Annotated in this window: 18 protein-coding genes; all 18 read left to right on the top strand. The window is 64.2% G+C overall.

Annotated features, from left to right (window positions below; translation table 11 throughout):
• Positions 1-64 precede the first annotated feature (64 nt).
• The 18 genes from ACMV8A_RS05770 to ACMV8A_RS05685 all read left to right on the top strand — a co-directional run bounded on the left by ACMV8A_RS05770 (position 65) and on the right by ACMV8A_RS05685 (position 18,904).
• Positions 65-1,783 (top strand): potassium/proton antiporter, encoded by a 1,719-nt coding sequence (locus tag ACMV8A_RS05770; RefSeq protein WP_495324816.1) that lies wholly within the window; start codon positions 65-67, stop codon positions 1,781-1,783.
• A gap of 16 nt (positions 1,784-1,799) precedes the next feature.
• A complete protein-coding gene (locus tag ACMV8A_RS05765; RefSeq protein WP_495324815.1) occupies positions 1,800-2,525 on the top strand; it encodes a DUF1538 family protein in 726 nt (241 codons plus the stop codon).
• Positions 2,522-3,247, top strand: coding sequence for a DUF1538 family protein (locus ACMV8A_RS05760; protein ID WP_495324814.1), 726 nt, complete (start codon positions 2,522-2,524; stop codon positions 3,245-3,247). Before ACMV8A_RS05765 ends, ACMV8A_RS05760 begins: the two co-directional genes overlap by 4 nt.
• A 29-nt stretch (positions 3,248-3,276) precedes the next feature.
• A complete protein-coding gene (locus ACMV8A_RS05755; RefSeq protein WP_495324813.1) occupies positions 3,277-3,627 on the top strand; it encodes a P-II family nitrogen regulator in 351 nt (116 codons plus the stop codon).
• Positions 3,624-4,025 carry a CBS domain-containing protein gene (locus tag ACMV8A_RS05750; protein WP_495324812.1) on the top strand — a complete coding sequence of 134 codons (402 nt, stop codon included), beginning with the start codon at positions 3,624-3,626 and terminating at the stop codon, positions 4,023-4,025. The genes ACMV8A_RS05755 and ACMV8A_RS05750 overlap by 4 nt, the downstream gene beginning before the upstream one ends.
• On the top strand, positions 4,013-4,354 hold the full coding sequence (locus ACMV8A_RS05745; RefSeq protein WP_495324810.1) for a thioredoxin family protein: 342 nt from the start codon (positions 4,013-4,015) through the stop codon (positions 4,352-4,354). Before ACMV8A_RS05750 ends, ACMV8A_RS05745 begins: the two co-directional genes overlap by 13 nt.
• Entirely contained in the window at positions 4,351-4,926 is a 576-nt protein-coding gene (ampD, locus tag ACMV8A_RS05740) for a 1,6-anhydro-N-acetylmuramyl-L-alanine amidase AmpD (RefSeq protein WP_495324809.1), read from the top strand. The genes ACMV8A_RS05745 and ampD overlap by 4 nt, the downstream gene beginning before the upstream one ends.
• Before the next feature lie 38 nt (positions 4,927-4,964).
• On the top strand, positions 4,965-5,915 hold the full coding sequence (locus tag ACMV8A_RS05735; protein ID WP_495324808.1) for a universal stress protein: 951 nt from the start codon (positions 4,965-4,967) through the stop codon (positions 5,913-5,915).
• 82 nt (positions 5,916-5,997) lie between these two features.
• Positions 5,998-6,858, top strand: a complete 861-nt coding sequence (ampE, locus tag ACMV8A_RS05730) for a regulatory signaling modulator protein AmpE (RefSeq protein ID WP_495324807.1) — start codon at positions 5,998-6,000, stop codon at positions 6,856-6,858.
• A 32-nt stretch (positions 6,859-6,890) separates the two neighbouring features.
• Positions 6,891-7,394: a bifunctional adenosylcobinamide kinase/adenosylcobinamide-phosphate guanylyltransferase gene (cobU, locus tag ACMV8A_RS05725; protein WP_495324806.1), complete on the top strand. Its 504-nt coding sequence runs from the start codon at positions 6,891-6,893 to the stop codon at positions 7,392-7,394.
• 105 nt (positions 7,395-7,499) lie between these two features.
• The gene (gene cobT, locus ACMV8A_RS05720) at positions 7,500-8,549 is read left to right on the top strand and encodes a nicotinate-nucleotide--dimethylbenzimidazole phosphoribosyltransferase (protein ID WP_495324805.1); all 1,050 of its coding nucleotides are present in this window, start codon (positions 7,500-7,502) and stop codon (positions 8,547-8,549) included.
• Between the two features lie 192 nt (positions 8,550-8,741).
• Complete coding sequence (locus ACMV8A_RS05715; RefSeq protein WP_495324804.1) at positions 8,742-11,294, top strand: putative bifunctional diguanylate cyclase/phosphodiesterase; 2,553 nt, start codon at positions 8,742-8,744, stop codon at positions 11,292-11,294.
• Positions 11,295-11,320: 26 nt separating this feature from the next.
• Entirely contained in the window at positions 11,321-12,649 is a 1,329-nt protein-coding gene (locus tag ACMV8A_RS05710; protein ID WP_495324803.1) for a PAS domain S-box protein, read from the top strand.
• Positions 12,639-13,271 (top strand): response regulator, encoded by a 633-nt coding sequence (locus ACMV8A_RS05705; RefSeq protein WP_495324802.1) that lies wholly within the window; start codon positions 12,639-12,641, stop codon positions 13,269-13,271. Before ACMV8A_RS05710 ends, ACMV8A_RS05705 begins: the two co-directional genes overlap by 11 nt.
• 337 nt (positions 13,272-13,608) lie before the next feature.
• Positions 13,609-14,250 (top strand): response regulator, encoded by a 642-nt coding sequence (locus ACMV8A_RS05700; RefSeq protein WP_495324968.1) that lies wholly within the window; start codon positions 13,609-13,611, stop codon positions 14,248-14,250.
• A gap of 27 nt (positions 14,251-14,277) precedes the next feature.
• Positions 14,278-17,403, top strand: coding sequence for an EAL domain-containing protein (locus tag ACMV8A_RS05695; RefSeq protein ID WP_495324801.1), 3,126 nt, complete (start codon positions 14,278-14,280; stop codon positions 17,401-17,403).
• An 89-nt stretch (positions 17,404-17,492) separates the two neighbouring features.
• On the top strand, positions 17,493-18,104 hold the full coding sequence (locus ACMV8A_RS05690) for a histidine phosphatase family protein (protein WP_495324800.1): 612 nt from the start codon (positions 17,493-17,495) through the stop codon (positions 18,102-18,104).
• Between the two features lie 71 nt (positions 18,105-18,175).
• Positions 18,176-18,904, top strand: coding sequence for an adenosylcobinamide-GDP ribazoletransferase (locus tag ACMV8A_RS05685; RefSeq protein ID WP_495324799.1), 729 nt, complete (start codon positions 18,176-18,178; stop codon positions 18,902-18,904).
• Positions 18,905-18,959: the final 55 nt, after the last annotated feature.

Raw genomic sequence — 18,959 nt, 5'->3', positions numbered from 1 at the left:
TTATATGCTATGAACACTGTCCGCTCGCCCGCAGCGGTAACCTTGCCCAATTCGATACTCCATCTTGGAACTGACCAACTACATCATCCTCGCCATGGGCGCCCTGCTGCTGGTGAGCGTCTATGCCAGCCTGTTGTCGGCGCGTGTGGGTATGCCGTTACTGCTGGCATTCCTCGGCTTGGGCATGCTGATGGGCGAGCAGGGACCGGGTGGTATCAAGTATGACGACGTGCAGAGCGCCCATCTCATTGGCAGCCTGGCGTTGGCGGTGATCCTGTTTGATGGCGGTATGCGCACTGAGGTCAACACCTTCCGTGTCGGTCTACGCCCGGCCTTGTTACTGTCCACCCTTGGCGTGTTGGTGTCATCAGTCATCACCGGCTGGGCGGCCATGTGGGCCTTCGACCTGCATTGGATGGAGGGTATGTTGATCGGCGCCATTGTCGGTTCCACCGATGCGGCGGCTGTGTTCTCCCTGCTGCGCAATCAAGGCATAGAACTGAAGCAGCGCGTCGGCGCCACGTTGGAGATTGAGTCGGGCAGCAACGATCCGATGGCGATTTTTCTCACCATCGTGCTGGTGGAGGCGCTGGCAACGGGTCGGAGCGTGTTGGAGTGGCACTGGCTGCTGGAGTTCATCAAGCAGATGGGCCTGGGTGGCCTGGCTGGCGTGGGCGGCGGTTGGCTGCTAGTGAAGATGGTCAATCGCATCCGGCTGACGCCAGGTCTGTATCCACTGATGGTGTTGGCAGGTGCCTTGGCGCTGTTTGGCGCGGTAGCCAGTATTGATGGCAGCGGTTTCCTCGCGGTCTATCTGGCTGGTCTGGTGGTGGGTAACAAACCGCTCCAGGCGGGACACAACATCCTGCGCTTTCACGATGGCATGGCCTGGTTGGCGCAGATTGGTCTGTTTCTGGTGCTGGGATTGCTGGCGCAGCCATCGGAGCTGCTGGACCATGCCGGTCAGGCGCTGTTCATTGCCGCCATCCTGATGTTCGTGGCGCGGCCGCTGGCGGTGGCACTGTGTCTGAAGCCATTCCGTCTGCCCGGGCGCGAGCAGTTGTTCATTGCCTGGGTGGGGTTGCGCGGTGCGGTGCCCATCGTGTTGGCGCTGTTCCCCATGTTGGCAGGACTGGAACATGCGCGCGAGTTCTTCAATACAGCGTTCTTCGTGGTGCTGGTGTCGCTCATTGTCCAGGGCTGGTCGGTGGCGCCGCTGGCGCGCAGACTCGGGCTGAACGTGCCGCGGCAGTCTGTTGGCCTGCACCGCGTCGGCCTGGATATTCCGGGGCAGCCGGATTTCGAGCTCGCGGTATATGAGGTTGCGGAGCGCACCCCCATCACCGGGCGTTCGCTGGTCGACGTGACGCTGCCCCAGGGTTGCCGGCTCGCTGGCCTGGTGCGTGAGGGCGAGCCGCTGGATATACGGCAGGCGGAGAACTTTCGTATCGGTGATTTTGTCTACGTGCTCGCCTTCCGCCAGGCCCTGTCGCAGCTGGAACGGATGTTCGTCCCCAGCAGCACGCAGACGGAAACGGCCAAGCGCCAGTTTTTCGGTGAGTTCGTGCTCAAGGGTGATGCCCGGCTGGAGGACATGGCACTGGTCTACGGCATCAGCGTACCGCCGGAGTACAGCGGCAAAACCTTGGCACAGCTGTTCGCCGAGCACTTCCACGGCCGCCAGGTGCCGGGCGATCGCCTGCCGCTCGGCAGTATCGAATTGGTGATCAAAGAAATGCACGGTGATCAGGTGTTGAGCGTGGGCGTCAAGTTGCCGCATTGAACGGGGACCGGGGTCGATGTTGCGACTGCTGCAGGATTTGTTGCAAGCCACGCGCGAAAGTGCGGTGACCTTGGCGCCGTTGGCGGTGGTCTTGCTCGGTTTCGCCCTGGCCCTGGGGGCGGCACTGCCTCCACTGGGTGATCTGCTGATCGGCGGCCTGGTGTTGGTGGTGGGGCTCGCCCTGGTGGTGAAGGGGCTGGAGTTCACGCTGTTCCCCCTGGCCGAGGGCATTGCCCATGATTTTGTCAGCAAGGGCAGTCTGGGCTGGTTGCTGCTGTTTGCCTTTACCCTGGGTTTCGGCGCTACCGTGGCGGAGCCGGCGCTGGCGGCGGTGGCGATGCAGACGGCGCAGGCGGCAGTGGAAGGGGGACATATCTCCGCTGGTGACGCTACGGCCTTCGCATGGGGTTTGCGGCTCGCCACCGCGCTTGGCATTGCGCTGTCCGTCGTTCTGGGTATCGTTCGCATCCTGCGTGGCTGGCCGCTACCGTTGCTGCTGCTGGTGTTGTTGATCCCGTTGTTGTTGCTGATCCTGCTGGCGCCGCCGCTGATGACCACCCTAGCCTTCGATATGGGTATCTCCGCCATGTCCACGCTGGCGGTGCCGGTGGTGGTGGCGTTGGGGATTGGCCTGGCCGCCAGCCTGGCCCAGCGTTCATCCCTGATTGATGGATTCGGTATGGTGGCACCAGCGCTGTTGTTGCCGCCGCTGTGCGTACTGCTGTGGGGCTGGTTGCGATGATGGCGGAGGCGGGGCGCGCTCTGCTGGTCGTCATCAACGATCTGCTGCCGATCGTCCTGGTGCTGGCCGTGTTTCAAGGCCTGGTGCTGCGACGACCGCTGCGCCGCCCGGCGCAGGTGGCCATCGGCCTGGGGCTGCTGGTCGTTGGTCTGGCGCTGGTCTTGTACGGCCTGGAGTACACCGTGTTCCCGTTGGGGCGTGAGGTGGCCGGTACCCTGGCGGCCACTGCGGTGGAGGCGACGGCGATGAGTCTGTCGCAGCTCTATCTGTTTTTGGGCGCGCTGGGTTTCGCGGCGGCACTGGCGGAGCCGGTATTGACCACGGTGGCGCACCGCGCATCGCAATTGTCCGGTGGTGCCATCCAGCCCTGGGGATTGCGTCTGGCAGTGGCGGTGGGGATCGGCCTTGGCGCCTGTCTCGGCCTGCTGCGCATGATGTTGGGGGTGCCCCTGTTTCCACTGTTGGCCGTGCTGTTCGTAATTCTGTATCTGCAGGCACGGGTGACACCGCGCCTGGTGGTGAATCTGGCGCTGGATACGGGCGTGGTGACCATCTCCACGGTAACCGCGCCCCTGCTGGTGGCGGTAGGTATCGGTGTGGCAACACAACTGGATGGAGCAAGTGCCACCGATGGTTTCGGTCTGCTGGCGGTCACCGCGGTGGGACCGGCACTGACGGTAATGGGTTACGCCCAGTTGGCGGTTTGGCGTGGCAAGGCGTGATGGACGTTTTCTGACGAGGAGGTGGGATCATGCATTTCAAGCTGTTGATAGCCCTGGTGGAGGATGACAAGACCGATGCGATGCTGAAAGCCGCACGCGAGGCCGGCGCCACCGGTGCCACCGTGGTCAGCCAGGCGCGCGGCGAAGGGCTGCGCCAGGCCAAGACGTTCTTCGGCCTGGCCGTGGAGACGCAGCGCGACATGGTATTGTTCCTGGTGGAGGAGCATCTGGCGCGCAAGATACTGGAAAAGATCGCCGAGGTCGGTCAGTTCGACGACACGCCGGGTACCGGTATTGCCTTCCAGATTGATGTGGAGGATGCCGTGGGTGTGGCGCAACAGGTGCGCAAGTTGACCCCGGTGGTGGAGGAGCAGCTATGAGCGAGCGCAATGTGGTGCGGGTACGCGATGTGATGAACACCCGCTTCGATACGGTCGACAGCATGGCCACGGTGAGCGAGGCGCTGGCCCTGATGTGCAAGGTCAACGCTGAATGCCTGATCGTCGACAAGCGGCACGACGATGACGAATACGGCATGTTGCTGGTGTCCGACATCGCCCGCCATGTGCTGGGGCAGGACCGCGCGCCGGAGCGGGTCAATGTATATGAGGTGACGGCCAAGCCGGTGATCTCGGTGGATCCGCAGATGGACATCCGCTACTGCGCGCGGCTGTTCACCCGTTTCGACCTCACCCGCGCACCGGTGATCGAGAACGGCAAGGTGGTGGGCATCGTCAGCTTCACAAATCTGGTGTTCGGCGGCCTGTGCCGGTTCTGACCCCCCTGGCCGGTGATTTCCATCACCGCCTGGCGGCGACGCCGGGCGTCAGTCTGGTGTTGTTCACCGCACCGGCCTGCGGCGCCTGCAAGCGTCTGAAGCAGGTGGTGCGCGAGCGGCACGACCTGTTTGCCGATGTGCACCTGTTCGAGGTGGATGCCGAACGCGACATGGCGCTGACGCGCGAATTCGGCGTGTTTCATCTGCCTGCCATGTTTCTGTTCCGTGACGGCGAGTATCACTGCGTGCTGCACAGCGAGGCCCAGGCGGAGCGGCTGCGTGCGGCCATTGATGCGGCGCTGGCCGGGCCGGCCGAGGAGGCGCCATGAGTCTGCATGTGGACGCGGCCAGCGGCCTGTTGCGGGAGGCGCGCCAGCAGCCTTCGCCCAATTGCGACGAGCGGCCTGCGGACGTGCTGCCGGACCTCATCGTCATCCATGGCATTTCCCTGCCGCCGGGTGAGTTTGGCGGTCCGTGGATCGATGCCTTGTTCACCAACAGCCTCGACCCGGCGGCCCATCCCTATTTTCAGGACATCCATCAGCTGCGCGTGTCTTCGCACCTGCTGATCCGCCGCGACGGCGCGTTGGTGCAGTATGTGCCGTTCCACCGGCGGGCCTGGCATGCGGGCGTGTCGTCCCACTGCGGGCGCGAGCGCTGCAATGATTTTTCCATCGGCATCGAACTGGAGGGCAGCGATGATCTGCCCTATGAGTCGGTGCAGTATCTGGTGTTGGGTGAGGTGATCGCTGCTCTGCGCGCCGCCTATCCGTCGCTGGCGGGCGGGCAGATTGCCGGCCACAGCGACATCGCGCCGGGACGCAAGACCGATCCCGGCCCCCGCTTCGACTGGTCGCGGTTGTATGCTGTGCTGGAGAATGACAAGAGCGTCCTGACCTGATGCCGACGAGAGCGCCATAACGAACTGAGGGACAAGCCATGCAACGGTTCAACAACATCCTGTGCGTGATCGATGCCGAAGCGGACCAGCGCTGGGTGCTGGAACGTGCCGCGGCCCTGGCACAGAACAACCAGGCGCGGTTCACCGTGCTGACGGTGCTGGAGCCGGTGCCGGCGGTGGCGGACGTGGTGCCGGCGACGGTGGAGCAGGCACTGCGCCAGCGCTTTGCCGACCATGTGGCCGCACTGCTGCGCGAGGTGGCGGAGGCCCCGGCGCCACAGGTGAAGGTGGTGTTCGGCCGTGGTTATCTGGAGGTGATCCGTGAGGTGTTGCGCCATGGTTATGACCTGGTGCTCAAGCCGGCCACGGCGGATGCCAATCTCAAGGCGCTGCTGTTTGGCAGCAATGACATGCACCTGCTGCGCAAGTGCCCCTGCCCGGTGTGGCTGCTCAAGCCGGGCGGACGCGTGCCCTACCAGCGCATCCTGGCAGCGGTGGATTTCGATCCCTCGCGGCCGGACGAGGCGGTGGAGCTCAATCGCCATATTCTCGAACTGGCCGCGGCGCAGGCGCTGGCGGAGTCTGCCGAGCTGCATGTGGTGCATGTGTGGGAGGCGGCGGCGGAGAACGTGCTGCGGGTGTGGGGTTCCAGCTCCAGCGAGGCCAATATCGCTGAATACGTGGCGTTGGAGCGGCAGCGCCATGAATTGTGGCTGAACGATCTGATGATGGCGGCGGCCGGCTGGATCGGCATGGAGGCGATGGAGTTTCTGGCGCCACACCTGCACCTGCCGCGTGGCAACGCCAGCAAGGAGGTGCCGATGCTGGCCCAGACACTGGACGCCGATCTCGTCGTGATGGGAACCATCGGCCGCAGCGGTATCCCCGGTCTGCTCATCGGCAACACGGCAGAGACTATACTGCACAAGGTCGAATGCGCCGTGCTGGCGCTCAAGCCGCCCGGATTTGTCTCGCCGGTGACACTCTAGCCACCGGTCTGACTTGCAAGCGGCGGCCTGAAACTTGAAACTAGCGTGCAGCGCATGGAGCGCTGCCCTGCATGGAACGGCTATGACCCTGATCGCGATACTGCTCAGCCTCTTTCTTGAACGTTTCCTCGGTTCGCTGGAGGAGATGCGCCGCTTCGGCTGGTTCGATGCCCTGGTCAATCAGATCCGGCGTCAGCCCTGGGCCGATGGTCCGGCCGGTGTGGCGGCGGCGGTGTTGCTGCCGGTCGTGGCGGTGTTGCTGCTGGGCGTCCTGTTCGGCGCGCTCGGTTGGGCAGTGTTCTTTCTATTTGCCCTGCTGGTGTTGTTGTTCAGTTTCGGGCCGCGCGATCTGGAGGCGGAGGTGGAGGCCTTTCTCGATGCGCGCGAGCGTGACGACGAGGAGGCAGCCATGCTGCACGCCGCCGATCTGCTCGGTGGCAGTGAAGTGGAGAACTCCCGCAAGCTGACCCGCGCCATGCTGGAGACCATGCTGGCGGAGGCCAATGAGCGCTTCTTCGGCGTGCTGTTCTGGTTCATCGTGCTCGGTCCGGTAGGGGCGCTGTTGTACCGGCTGTCCTGCGTCATGCAGCGCAGCACGGCGGCGGAACAGTCGGTCTTTGCCGGTGCGGCGCGGCGCCTGCACCACATCCTGGCCTGGCTGCCGGCGCGGCTGACCGCGCTGGCTTATGCCCTGAGCGGCAGCTTCGTGGACGCCATGCACTACTGGCGCGAGGAGGCGCCCAAGTGGCTGGAGGACAGCCGCTTCATCCTCATTGCCAGCGGTTTTGGTGCCTTGCGCTACCAGCCGGCGGAAGACGAAGAGGCGCCGCTGGACCTGTTGGAGGAAGACAGCTACATCCGCGAGGCACTGGCCCTGATCCGCCGCGCCGCCCTGGTGTGGCTCGCCGTGCTGGCGATCTTTACGCTGGCGGGTGCGCTCTGATTGGCCGCCACGGCATTTCGTGTCACCACCCCATGAAGCACCTCATCCTCGGCGGCGCCCGGTCGGGCAAGAGCCGTCATGCCGAACACCTGGCGGCGCAGTCCGGCCATGACGTGGTGTACCTCGCCACTGCCGAGGTCTTGGATACAGAGATGGCGCAGCGCATTGCGCACCACCGTGCCCAGCGTCCGGGTCATTGGCGGCTGGTGGAGGAGCCGCTGGCGCTGGCGGCCGCGCTGCGCGCCCAGGCGGCCCCCGATCGCTGCCTGCTGGTCGACTGCCTCACCCTGTGGCTCGGCAACCTGCTGGCCGATGAATCACGCCTGCAACAGGAGGTCGACGCCCTCTATGCCACCCTGCCCGAACTGTCCGGCGAGATCCTGCTGGTCAGCAACGAGGTAGGCTGGGGCATCGTCCCCGACAACGCCCTGGCGCGTCGTTTCCGTGACGAGGCGGGGCGTCTGCACCAGCGCCTGGCGGCGCTGTGCGATCGCGTCACCCTGGTGGTGGCCGGGCTGCCGTTGGCACTCAAGTGAAACCCTATTAAACACTCGGGCGTTTCTTGATCCAAATCTTTTGCATTTGTGCCCGGTTGGGTCACAATGCGCCCCATCGTCAATTTCCACACAAGGATTATGTCAATGTCTGAAGCCTGGCTGCAGCAGGGTGTCCCTGCGCCCGACGCCACTGCCATTGCCGCCGCCCAGGCGCGGCAGGGGATGTTGACCAAGCCGCCCGGCGCGCTGGGGCGACTGGAGGAACTGGCCATCGAGCTGGCCGGCTTGCAGCGCCGCGAGCGGCCGCAGCTGGAGCGGGTGCGTATCGTGGTGTTTGCCGCCGATCACGGCGTGGCCGCCGAGGGGGTGTCGGCCTTTCCCCAGGCGGTGACGGTGGAGATGATCCGCAACTTTGCCCGCGGCGGCGCCGCCATCAGCGTGTTGGCGCGGCATTTGAACGCAGTGCTGGAGGTGGTGGACGTAGGGGCGGCGAGCGCAGTGGAGCCGCTGCCTGGGGTAGTGAGCCGCCGTGCCGGCAACGGCAGCGCCAATTTCTGCCGTGGCCCGGCGATGGGCGCAGAGCAGTTGCACGACGCCTTGGCTGCCGGGCGTGAGGCTGTCGAGCGTGGCCTCGCCGATGGCATGGATCTGTTCATCGGCGGCGAGATGGGGATCGCCAACACCACGGTGGCCACGGCGGTGGCCTGCGCCATTCTCCACCTGGACCCCGCCCTGGTGGCCGGCGCCGGCACCGGACTCGATGCGGCCGGTATCGGCCACAAGGCCGAGGTGGTGCGCCGTGCCTTGGCCCGGCACCGCGAGGAACTGGAACAGCCCTTGGACATCCTGCGTTGCGTGGGTGGTTTCGAGATCGCCGCACTTTCCGGCGCTTATATTGCCGCGGCGCAGGCCGGCGTGCCGGTGCTGGTGGATGGCTTCATCACCACCACGGCGGCGTTGATGGCAGTGCAGATCAATCCGTCGGTCCGTCCCTGGCTGCTGTTTTCTCACCACTCCGCCGAGCGCGGTCACGGCCGCCTGCTGGCGGCGCTGGAGGCGCACCCGCTGTTGAGCATGGGGCTGCGGCTCGGTGAAGGCAGTGGCGCGGCGACGGCGCTGCCGCTGCTGCAACTGGCCTGCCGCCTGCACAGCGAGATGGCGACCTTTGCCGAGGCCGGGGTATCGGAAGCGTAACGGCTGCGACCCTCTGCGCGGGACGGATTTCAGCACAAGACAAGCCCAACGATAGGCCGTGGGATATGTCTTTCTTTACATTTTTACTGGGCTATTCTTGAAGGTAAGGAATATCCCAATACCTTGGCATGCGGCGGGTGTGTGATAGTTGCCGCCGCAGGTTTTCCATAAAAAAAACTAAAGGCCATCGTCATGTGGCATCTATTTCGTACCATCAAAGGCTTCATGCTGCTCGCCGCTTTGGCCGGTTCCCTGCTGTTGTTTGCGGGGGCCTATGCGGTGGTGGCGTCGCTTTATGATCGCACCGTGCGCGAGGATGCCCGCGAGGTGTCCGGCGTGCTGGCGGGACAGACCTTTGACGCCATGTTCCAGGTCATGCGCAAGGGCTGGACCCGTGCCGAACTGGAAGAGTTCCTCGCCGCCATGCGCGGCCGGTTTTCTGATACTCCCTACAGCCTGGAGATTTACCGCGGCGACCTGGTCGAGGCGCTGTACGGCCCCATCGAGCAACCGCTGCCCGACGCCGCCATCCGCCAGGCCTTCGCCGATGGCCGCAACGTGGTGCGCGAGGACGACGACGGCCTGCGCCACGTCTATCCTCTGTTGGCGCGCCAGGAGTGCCTGGGCTGCCACAGCAATGCCGCCGTAGGGGACACACTGGGCGTGATCGATCTGCGCCAGGATCTGCGCCCGGTACTGGAGCGGGCCCGCGCCGGCTTCATGGCGGCACTGTGGCTGGTGGTGCCGGTGATGCTGGTGGGCGCTTTTCTGGTGGCGATGTTCATCCACAGTCGTATCGACCATTCGGTGCAACTGCTGCGCGGCCGCGTTGGCCAGGTCAACAAGGTCTCCGATCTGGCTCACTTCGCCATGGATGAGTCCCAAGTCGGCTTCCGTGAGCTGGATGACATCCTCGGCGAGGTGCGCGCCCTGGTGGAGAGGCTGCGCGAGTTTGCCGTGGACAAAGACCTGCTGGAGTTCGAGATCCGCCTGCTGGAGCGCTTCATCATCACCTCCGAGGTGGTGCGCGACTGGCGCGAGTACGTCAATCACCTGTTGCTGGAGATCAACAAGGTGATGGAGGCCTATGTACTGTTCTCCGTGTTCAAGGTGGAAGAGGAAGTCTTCGACCTGGAAATCTTCTGGCGCAACCGTCCCACGCCGCATATGACCCAGGTGCTCGAGCGCAGCGTGCGTGCAGTGCTGCAACGGCACCCCTACTTCAAGGGAATGGCCTCGGTGGAAGTCAATCACAACACTGCCGATGCCAGCCGCGACATGCCGAATCTTTCCGAGAGCGACATCGAGCTACAGAGCAAGAGCCTGTTCGTGGACACACCGAAGATCGGTGGCATCGTCGGCATCGGTGTGCAGGCTGGCCTGGGCAAGGACCCGATGCGCCTGCTGGTGATGGAGAGCATCCTCTCTACCCTGCTCAACGTGGTGGGTTCGGTGAAGGCCATCTACAAGTACACCAAGGAACTGGAGTACTACGCCACGCGCGACCCGCTCACCCACCTGTACAACCAGCGCGCCTTCTGGGAGTTGCTGGAATATGAAATGGACCGCGCCAAGCGCAAGGAAGAGCGCATCGGTCTGCTGATGATCGACGTGGATAACTTCAAGGGTGTCAACGACACCTACGGCCACACTTTCGGCGACGCCTTCCTGCAGGCCTTCGCCAACCTGCTCAAGCAAGTGTTTCGCCACGGCGACGTGGTGGCGCGCTATGGCGGCGACGAATTCGTGGTGCTGCTCACCGATGCCCCGGAGAATCAGGCCATGACGGCGGCTCAACGTCTGGTGGAGGAGGCGTCGCAACTGAGCCTGACGGCGCCGGATGGCAAAGCTGTGCGCGTCACTATTTCCATCGGCATCGCCATGTGTCCGGACCATGCCGAGGCCGCGCGTGATCTGTTTCTCATCGCTGACAATCTCATGTACCGCGCCAAGAGCGAGGGCAAGAACCGCGTGCTGCTCGCCGGCAATGAGGATGTCGCTGAGATCTACCGCGGCATCGGCGCGCAAAGTTTCAGCATCCTCGCCGCACTGGAGGAAAAGCGTTTTGTGCCCTATTTCCAGCCCATCGTCACTACCGCCGACAGTGGCCCCTTCGCCTTCGAGGTGTTGAGCCGTATGCAGGGCGAGGACGGGCAGGTGGCGGTGGCCGGTGATTACATCGACGTGGCCGAGCGCATGGGCGTGGTGCACAAGCTGGACTATCAGGTGATGGAGCACGCCTTCGAGACGATGCGCCGCACCGGCTACCAGGGCAAGCTGTTCGTCAACCTGTCGCCGAAGGCCCTGATCCTGGGCGAGTTCATGCCCACGGTAGAACGCCTGGTGGCGGGCTGCGGGATCAACCCATCACAGGTGGTGTTCGAGCTGACCGAACGCGAGACGGTGCGCAACCTGGCCCTGCTGCAGACCTTCGTCACCGAACTCAAGGCGCACGGATTTCAGTTCGCCATCGATGACTTCGGCTCCGGTTTCTCCTCGTTCCACTACCTCAAGCACTTCCCCATCGACTACGTGAAGATCGACGGTGACTTCATCATCAATCTGATGCACGATGAGCGCGACCAGGTGTTCGTGCGCCATATGGCAGCCATGGCTCGTGACCTCGGTATTCGAACTATCGCCGAGTTCGTCGAGGATGCGGAGGTGATGGCCCACGTGCGTGAGGCGGGCATCGATTACGTGCAGGGCTATTTCATCGGACGGCCGAGCAACGCGTTGGGCTAGTGGCCGGCCTCGTAACGGGGTGAGCTATGCTGCCGGACAGCGACCACATTTCTGCCTGGAATACCCGCTGGCCCGGGTTGGCGGCACTGGTGGCGGCCGCTGCGTTTGGCGGGGTGTTGGGCGGTTGGCTCGGAAGCGGTGTACCCCTCGATATGCCGTTGCTGCTGATGGCAGGTGCCGGTCTGGTGTTGAGCGGTGCCGTGTTGTTGTGGTGTGTGGGACGCCAGCGCCAGGTACGGCGCAGCGATCGAGCGGCGTTGCAGAGCCTGCGCGAAGACCTGGCGCAGAGCCGCGCAGCCGAGCAGGTACTGCAGCGGCGCGAACATTTCTATCACACCATCCTGGAAGATATTCCGGAGATGATCTGCCGCTGGTATCCCGATGGCCGCATCAGCTACGTCAATGAGGCCTATTGCCGTCACTTCCAGGTGTCGCGTGAGGAACTCATGCGGCAGGGCGGATTTCCATTGTTTCATCCCGGTGCCGATCGCTTTGATGCGGCCTTGTATCGCGAGCAGCCGGTGGTGGTGATGGAATACCCGGTGACGCAGCACGACGGCACGCAACGTTGGGAGCGCTGGGTGGATCGCGCCCTGTTCGACGACGATGGCACTATCCGCGAATTTCAGTCCGTAGGGGAGGACATCACCGCACGCAAGCACGCTGAGGAGGAGACGGCGCGGCTACTGGAAGAGAACCGCCAGCTGGCGCGCATGGCGCTGGCCATTCAGGAAGAGGAGCGCGCCAATCTGGCGCGCGAGCTGCACGACGAGCTGGGGCAATCGCTTACCGCCATCCGCGCCGAGGCGGAATGCGTGCTACAGATCAATCGCGATCGCAGCTCCACCATCAGTGAATGCGCCGGGGCCATCAATGCGGTGGCTGGACAGGTCTATGGTGTGGTGCGCGGCATGATGCACCGACTGCGACCCGCACTGCTGGATGATCTCGGTCTGGCAGCGGCGTTGCAGGAGCTGTTGCGCCAATGCGGCAGCCATCATCCGGAACTGACAGTGGAGGCGACGCTGGACTCTTTGCCGCCGCTGTCCCATGAAGTGGAGTTGGCGGCCTACCGCATCGTGCAGGAGGCTTTGACCAATATCGTCAAACATGCCGAAGCGAACCGTATCGAACTGGTGCTGCGTACCCTGGATAGGGAGTTCGAGTTGCGCATCCGCGACGATGGCCGCGGTATCGAACGCAGTGCCAACGGGCGCGGCTATGGCTTGATTGGCATGCGTGAGCGTGCCCTGGCGGCCGGCGGAGAGTTTCATCTGACCACGGGGCCTGGCATGGGGACGACCATCCATGTCTCGCTGCCGTTGACAAAGCGCGAGGTGCAGCATGAAAGATGATGCGATTCGGGTGTTGCTGGTGGACGACCATCCAGTCGTGCGCACCGGGTTCCGGCGCCTGCTGGAAGTGAACCAGGGCATGGTGGTGGCCGAAGCGGACAGCGGCGAGGAGGCGGTGCGCCTGTACCAGGAAACGCATCCTGATGTGGTGGTGCTGGACCTCGCCATGCCGGGTATCGGCGGATTGGAGACTGCGCGGCGCATCCTGGCGCATGACGGCGAGGCACGTATCTTGGTGTTCAGCATTCATGACAACGAGGCGATGTTGTCGCGTGCCTTGCAGGTGGGGGTGTCCGGTTATCTGACCAAGCAGTCGGCGCCGGCGGTCCTGCTCGAGGCCGTACATGCAGTGGCGCAGGGCAAGATGTTCATCGACCCCGATCTGGTGGGGCGAGCCATCAGCGGTGGTCGCGGCGGCCTGCTGGAACGGCTGACGCCGCGCGAGTTCGAAGTGTTCCGCCTGCTGGCCGAGGGCCATTCGGTCAACGAGATTGCCGGCATTCTTTCCATCAGCCCCAAGACCGCCGGTGTGCACCACACCCGCATCATGCACAAGCTGGAGGTGAACACCTCGGTGCAGTTGGTGCGTCTGGCGCTGCGCCACGGGGTCATCACACCATGAGAGCGTGGACAAAATTCCGCCGCGGGTGGGCTAGTGTGTCTGCCTACATCTCTTTTGTAGTTATTTTTTTGACATGAGGCTATCGCGTCGTTTTTGGGGAAGGTCTGAATAAGCCGTCCCGGGCCTCTCCGCGCGGCACTTCCCTGTGCCGCGGAAGCTCTGAACTATGCAGAGCTTCCTTGGGTCGCCACGATTTGTTCCAAGTCTAAATGGGCGCTAGGGGGGCTTGGTAAATAAAAATACGCCATCTGCTTATTTCCCTCTTCCCTGGCAACAGGCATCTTGGGCGCATGGTCGGCGGCGTGTGCCGTTGCGTTAGGCATTGAAGCGGGTAGTGATGGGTAGTGAGCGAATTTCCGCGCTGGTGGCGGATGATCATCCGGTGGCGCGCATCGGCATGCGACGCCTGTTGGAGGTGAACAATATCGGGGTCGTGGCCGAGGCGGCAACGGGGGAAGAGGCCTACCGTCTCTACGAGACACATCGCCCGGACATGGTGCTGATGGATATGCGCATGCCGGGGATCGGCGGGTTGGAGGCCGTGCGCCGTATCCGCATGCGCGATGCGGCAGCAAAAGTTCTCATGTTCAGCGTGTCCGACAGCGACGCCTTGTTCAATCAGGCTGTGGGCATGGGCGTAACGGGGTATCTGACCAAGAGCGCCGAACCGGCGGAGATCGTCTCTGCGGTGCGCCGGGTAGCGGCCGGTGAGAAGTACTTCGATAAAACCCTGGCCACGCGCCTGCAGGCGTTGGACTGTGCGGCGCCCCAGCCGGCGCTGGCGACACTGACCCCCCGCGAATTTGAGGTGTTTCGCCTGTTGGCCGAGGGCCACTCGGTCAACGACATTGCCAGCATTCTTTCCATCAGCCCCAAGACCGCCGGTGTGCATCACACCCGCATCATGCACAAGCTGGATATTCGCTCGGCGACGCAGCTGGTGCGGTTGGCGTTTCAGCAGGGCCTGATTGCCATGTAACTACCTGCCGCCGCCCCGGCGTGCCCTATGCGACTCTTCCGCTATTTCCTTCTTTTCACCGCCGCGCTCAGCGGGCTGTGGCTGATCCCGGCTGGTACGGTACTGCTGGATGCGGCTGCACACTTGCGTCAGGTGCGTGTGGCTGAGGGACTAATCGACCAGTTGCATAGGTCATCCACATTGCTGCACGCCCTGCACCAGGAACAGGCCGCGAGTCTGCGCCGGGTTGCCGGTGTGGCACGCAACGAACTGCACATGGCGCGCGGCATCACCGATGCGGCCATACGACACGATCTGGACAGCGCGGCGGCGCTGTCGCCGGTCCGGCGTCAGGTGGATGCAGCCCATGCCGACGGCCTGGAGATTTTGTGGGCATTTCGCGCCGTGGCGACGGCGGTGCTGGAGCAGGCGGAGCGCGAGCCTGCGGTGCGGGCCGGTCAACTGGCCGGCGCAGTGGAGGCTTGGCTGGCATTGCTGCGCACCATGGATTATGCCGCCCAGGATCAGGAGCTGGCGTGGTTGTTGGTATCCGGCAATGTGTCATCTGACGGTGCCTTGGTGCTGGAATTGTGCAACCTGCGAGTACGTCAGGAGGAACAGCTACGGCAGCGACTGGCGCGGGAGTTGCCGCCGTCGCTGGCGTCGGCGGTGGCCGCGCTCGAGCACGGCCAACCTGAACCGGTCCTGCGACGTTGCGGCTTGCGCAGTGGCAGCGTTGATTTTTCCGGTAACGCGGTGGCGGCGTCCCGGCTGGAGGCGCTGGCCGCATTGGAAACTCAACTGGTGCAGTGGCTGCATCACCAGGTGCAGCAGCAGTTGCTCGGCGCCTGGGTACGCGGTTTTCTCACCATAGTGACGCTGGGGGCGATGGCGTTGCTGCTGGCGGTATCGGGTTACTTTCTGATGAGTACCTATGCGCGCCCCCTGGAGCGGCTGCGGCACACCGTTCGCGCGTTGCAGAATGATCCCGATGGCGCGGCGCGCGCAGCTACCCATGGCAGGGGGGAGGTGGCGGAACTTGCCGCGGCCTTCAATGAGTTGGTGGATGCGCGGCAGGAGAACGTGCAATACCAGCGCCTGGCCGACAGTGTGTTCGAACACGCCCTGGATGGCATTCTGGTCACCGATGCCCACGGCACCATCCAGGCAGTCAATCCGGCGCTGGGGCAGATGCTGGGCTATCCGGGCCGCACGCTGATGTACCGGAATGTGCGCCTGTTCAGGTCGGGGCGGCACGACGCAGCGTTCTACCGCGCCATGTGGCAGGCCATCACTGCCCGCGGGGAGTGGTGCGGCGAGATCTGGAACCGGCGAGGGGATGGCAGCCTGGCGCTGTTGCGCCTGTCCATCGCCGCGGTGCGCGATGCGGCCGGCGTGCTGCTGCACTATGTGGGCATCTACACCGACGTTACCGAACAACACCGCGCCGAAGAGGCGCTGCGCCGTGCACACGACTATCAGCACACCATCATTGCCGCCCTCGGTGAAGGTCTGTATTGCGTCGATGGTGACGGCATGTTGCGCTTTCTCAATCCGGCGGCGGAGCGCATGCTGGGTTGGCGCGAGGAGGAGTTGTTGGGGCGCAACGCCCATGACGCCTTTCATGACCGCCGTACCGACGGCACACCCCTGCCGCGCAACGACTGCAAGCTGCTGGGGGCGTTCCGCGACGGTATCGCCTACCACGGCGAGGAGGTGTTTACCCGTCGTGATGGCAGCCGTTTCCCGGTCGAGTGTCACGCCACGCCATTGCGCGAAAACGGCACGCTCACCGGAGCGGTAATCGCCTTTGTCGATATCAGCCGGCGCAAGGACGATGAGCAGCGTATCCGCCACCTTGCCTATCACGACAGCCTGACCGGCCTGGCCAATCGCAGCTTCATGTTGCAGCACCTGCGTCTGCTCATCGCCCAGGGGCAGCGCCATCCCCTGCCGCTGGCGGTGCTGTTTCTCGACCTCGATCGCTTCAAGCACATCAACGACTCTCTCGGCCATCACGTCGGCGACACGCTGTTGATGCAGGTGGCGGCCCGGCTGCGCGGTGTGTTGCGCGAGGGGGATCTGCTGGCACGTCAGGGGGGCGACGAGTTTATCGTGGTGTGCAGCGCCGAGCGCAACGGCGACGGCGCAGCCGTTTGTCCTGCCGCCATGCAGGTTGCGCGCAAGATGCACGCGGCGCTGGCGGATCCGTTTGTCGTCGATGGGCAGGAACTGTATGTGAGCGCCAGCGTCGGCATAAGTTGCCTGCCCGAGCACGGCGGTGATGCCGACACCCTGTTGCGCCACGCCGATCAGGCCATGTATCAGGCCAAGCAGGCCGGCATCGATACGGCAGTATATGCACCGGGTGGGGATCGTTTCGTGCATGACCGTTTGACACTGGAGACGCGCCTGCGCGGTGCGCTGGCGCGCAACGATCTGCACCTCGTCGTGCAGCCGGTGGTGGAGCTGGCCAGCGGACGCATCGTCGGCGGCGAGGTGCTGCTGCGCTGGCTGGACGAGGGCAGCCTGATCGGACCGGAGCTGTTCATCCCGCTGGCAGAGGAGACGGGGCAGATTGACGCTATCGGCGCCTGGCTCAACACCGTGGCCTGCGGGCTGGCGGCGCACTGGCGCGCGCTGGCGCCGGATTTCATTCTGGCGGTGAACCTGTCACCGCGCCAGCTCTTCGGCCGCGGCCTGCTGCGCAGCCTGTGCCGCGCCATGACCGAGCATGGTCTGGGACACGGCGCATTGGAACTCGAAATCACCGAAACCGTCACCATGTCGCTGCCGCGCCGTGCCCGCCGCAGCATTCGCTGGCTGCGGCAGCGCGGTCTGCGCCTGTCCATCGACGATTTTGGCACCGGCCACTCCAGCCTGACGCGCTTGCAGGAGATTACCGCCGATCGTCTCAAGATTGACCGCTCCTTCGTCAGGGGACTGCCGGATACACCGCATAGCGTCACCATCGTGCGCAATACCATTGCCCTGGCCCATGATCTCGGTATGACCGTGGTGGCCGAGGGCGTGGAAACCGAAGGCCAGCGGCAGTTATTGCTGGAACTCGGTTGCGACTATGCGCAGGGCTTTCTGTTCAGCCGGCCGGTGGCTGCGGAAGAGTTCACCCACCTGCTGGCGGGGGACGTACTGGAACCGGCGCAGGACGACTGACGCAATACCCTCACGCGCTGCGTGACAACGTTGGATCGCAGGCAAGAGACCTCTTGTGTTTCCCGCACCGGGCCAGTACGGTGTGGCGCATGTCTGAATACACCACCACTCTGATTGATCTGATTCGTCACGGCGAGCCCGTGGGCGGGCGCAAATACCGCGGCCAGGTGGATGATCCCCTGAGCGAAAAGGGTTGGCGACAGATGCGTGATGCGGTGGGCGATCACTGCCCCTGGCAGGCCATCGTCAGTTCGCCCCTCTGCCGTTGTTCCGCCTTTGCCGAGGAACTGGCGGCGCGTCACGGCCTGCCGCTGCAACTGGATGCCCGCCTGAAGGAGATCGGCTTCGGCGCCTGGGAGGGCAGGACGGCGGCGGAACTGCTGGCCGACGATCCGCAGCGGCTGGCCAATTTCTGGCGTGACCCGCTCAACCACACCCCGCCCGGGGCCGAGAGCCTGCATTCCTTCCGGGAGCGCATCGTCACCGGCTGGCAGGATATCCTGGCGCGCTATGCCGGCCAGCATGTACTGGTGGTGGGGCACGCCGGCATGATGCGCATGATCATCCGCGAGGTACTGGACATGCCGCTGGACAAGCTGTTTCGTCTGCAGGTGGGCAACGCCGCCATCAGCCGTATCCGCGTCGATGGCAGCGGCGCCGATGCCTTGCCGCAGCTGGTGTTCCACGACGGGCGCCTGTGACACGGTACTGAAGAGTTGCGGCGGGTTTCAGGTTTATAATTCCGCCCTCGTTCCCTGGTCTGTAACCCCCCATGCAAAGCTTCCTCATCGCCCTGCAGTTCTTGACCCGTTTTCCGGTGCGCCTGGCGCAGGCACCCACGCCGGAGGCGCGCGGCCGTTCCTTGCTGGCCTATCCGCTGGTTGGTGGTGTCATCGGTCTGCTGATGGTGGTGCTGGATTACCTGCTGGGCACGCCGGATCCCTGGCTGGAGGCGGCCCTGCTGTTGACCGCATGGGTGATCGTCACCGGCGCACTGCATCTGGACGGTCTGGCCGACAGCGCCGATGCCTGGCTGGGCGGACGCGGCGACCCGGCGCGCACCCTGGAGATCATGAAGGATCCGCGCAGCGGCCCCGCCGGTGTGGCGGCGGTGGTGATGCTGCTGCTGGTGAAATTTGCCGCGCTGACTGCGCTGCTGCGCGCGGAGCTGTGGCTGGTACTGTTGATCGCGCCGATCCTCGGCCGCACTATGCTGATATGGCTGTTTCTTTCCACACCCTATGTGCGTGAAAACGGGCTGGGTTCCGATCTGGCGCGCCATGTGCCGCGCGACACCGGCTGGTTGATTCTCGGCCTGGTTGCGCTGGCCATGCCGCTGCTGTTTGGCTGGTCGGGTCTGCGTCTGCTGCTGATTGTGGCCGCCGTCGCCTGGCTACTGCGTTACCTGATGATGAAGCACATCCACGGCACCACCGGCGACACCGCCGGTGCGCTGCTGGAGGTGGTCGAGGTTACCTGCCTGGTGGCGCTGGCTTTGTAGTGAGTTATTTATCGCTCCCACACCCTGCGTGGGAGCGCCAACCCGAGTCCTGCTC

Source organism: Sulfurivermis sp., from assembly GCF_059410345.1.
The sequence above is the reverse complement of the archived record's forward strand: the minus strand, read 5'-3'. Positions and strand labels throughout refer to the sequence as shown.

What these genes read in the sequence shown, in the direction of transcription:
- ACMV8A_RS05750 (WP_495324812.1), top strand. Translation starts at nt 3,624, where the DNA reads ATGAGCGAGCGCAATGTGGTGCGGGTACGCGATGTGATGAACACCCGC.
- ACMV8A_RS05705 (WP_495324802.1), top strand. Translation starts at nt 12,639, where the DNA reads ATGAAAGATGATGCGATTCGGGTGTTGCTGGTGGACGACCATCCAGTC.
- cobT (WP_495324805.1), top strand. Translation starts at nt 7,500, where the DNA reads ATGTCTGAAGCCTGGCTGCAGCAGGGTGTCCCTGCGCCCGACGCCACT.
- ACMV8A_RS05700 (WP_495324968.1), top strand. Translation starts at nt 13,609, where the DNA reads ATGGGTAGTGAGCGAATTTCCGCGCTGGTGGCGGATGATCATCCGGTG.
- cobU (WP_495324806.1), top strand. Translation starts at nt 6,891, where the DNA reads ATGAAGCACCTCATCCTCGGCGGCGCCCGGTCGGGCAAGAGCCGTCAT.
- ACMV8A_RS05760 (WP_495324814.1), top strand. Translation starts at nt 2,522, where the DNA reads ATGATGGCGGAGGCGGGGCGCGCTCTGCTGGTCGTCATCAACGATCTG.
- ACMV8A_RS05695 (WP_495324801.1), top strand. Translation starts at nt 14,278, where the DNA reads ATGCGACTCTTCCGCTATTTCCTTCTTTTCACCGCCGCGCTCAGCGGG.
- ampD (WP_495324809.1), top strand. Translation starts at nt 4,351, where the DNA reads ATGAGTCTGCATGTGGACGCGGCCAGCGGCCTGTTGCGGGAGGCGCGC.
- ACMV8A_RS05710 (WP_495324803.1), top strand. Translation starts at nt 11,321, where the DNA reads ATGCTGCCGGACAGCGACCACATTTCTGCCTGGAATACCCGCTGGCCC.
- ACMV8A_RS05685 (WP_495324799.1), top strand. Translation starts at nt 18,176, where the DNA reads ATGCAAAGCTTCCTCATCGCCCTGCAGTTCTTGACCCGTTTTCCGGTG.
- ACMV8A_RS05715 (WP_495324804.1), top strand. Translation starts at nt 8,742, where the DNA reads ATGTGGCATCTATTTCGTACCATCAAAGGCTTCATGCTGCTCGCCGCT.
- ACMV8A_RS05690 (WP_495324800.1), top strand. Translation starts at nt 17,493, where the DNA reads ATGTCTGAATACACCACCACTCTGATTGATCTGATTCGTCACGGCGAG.
- ACMV8A_RS05755 (WP_495324813.1), top strand. Translation starts at nt 3,277, where the DNA reads ATGCATTTCAAGCTGTTGATAGCCCTGGTGGAGGATGACAAGACCGAT.
- ampE (WP_495324807.1), top strand. Translation starts at nt 5,998, where the DNA reads ATGACCCTGATCGCGATACTGCTCAGCCTCTTTCTTGAACGTTTCCTC.
- ACMV8A_RS05765 (WP_495324815.1), top strand. Translation starts at nt 1,800, where the DNA reads ATGTTGCGACTGCTGCAGGATTTGTTGCAAGCCACGCGCGAAAGTGCG.
- ACMV8A_RS05735 (WP_495324808.1), top strand. Translation starts at nt 4,965, where the DNA reads ATGCAACGGTTCAACAACATCCTGTGCGTGATCGATGCCGAAGCGGAC.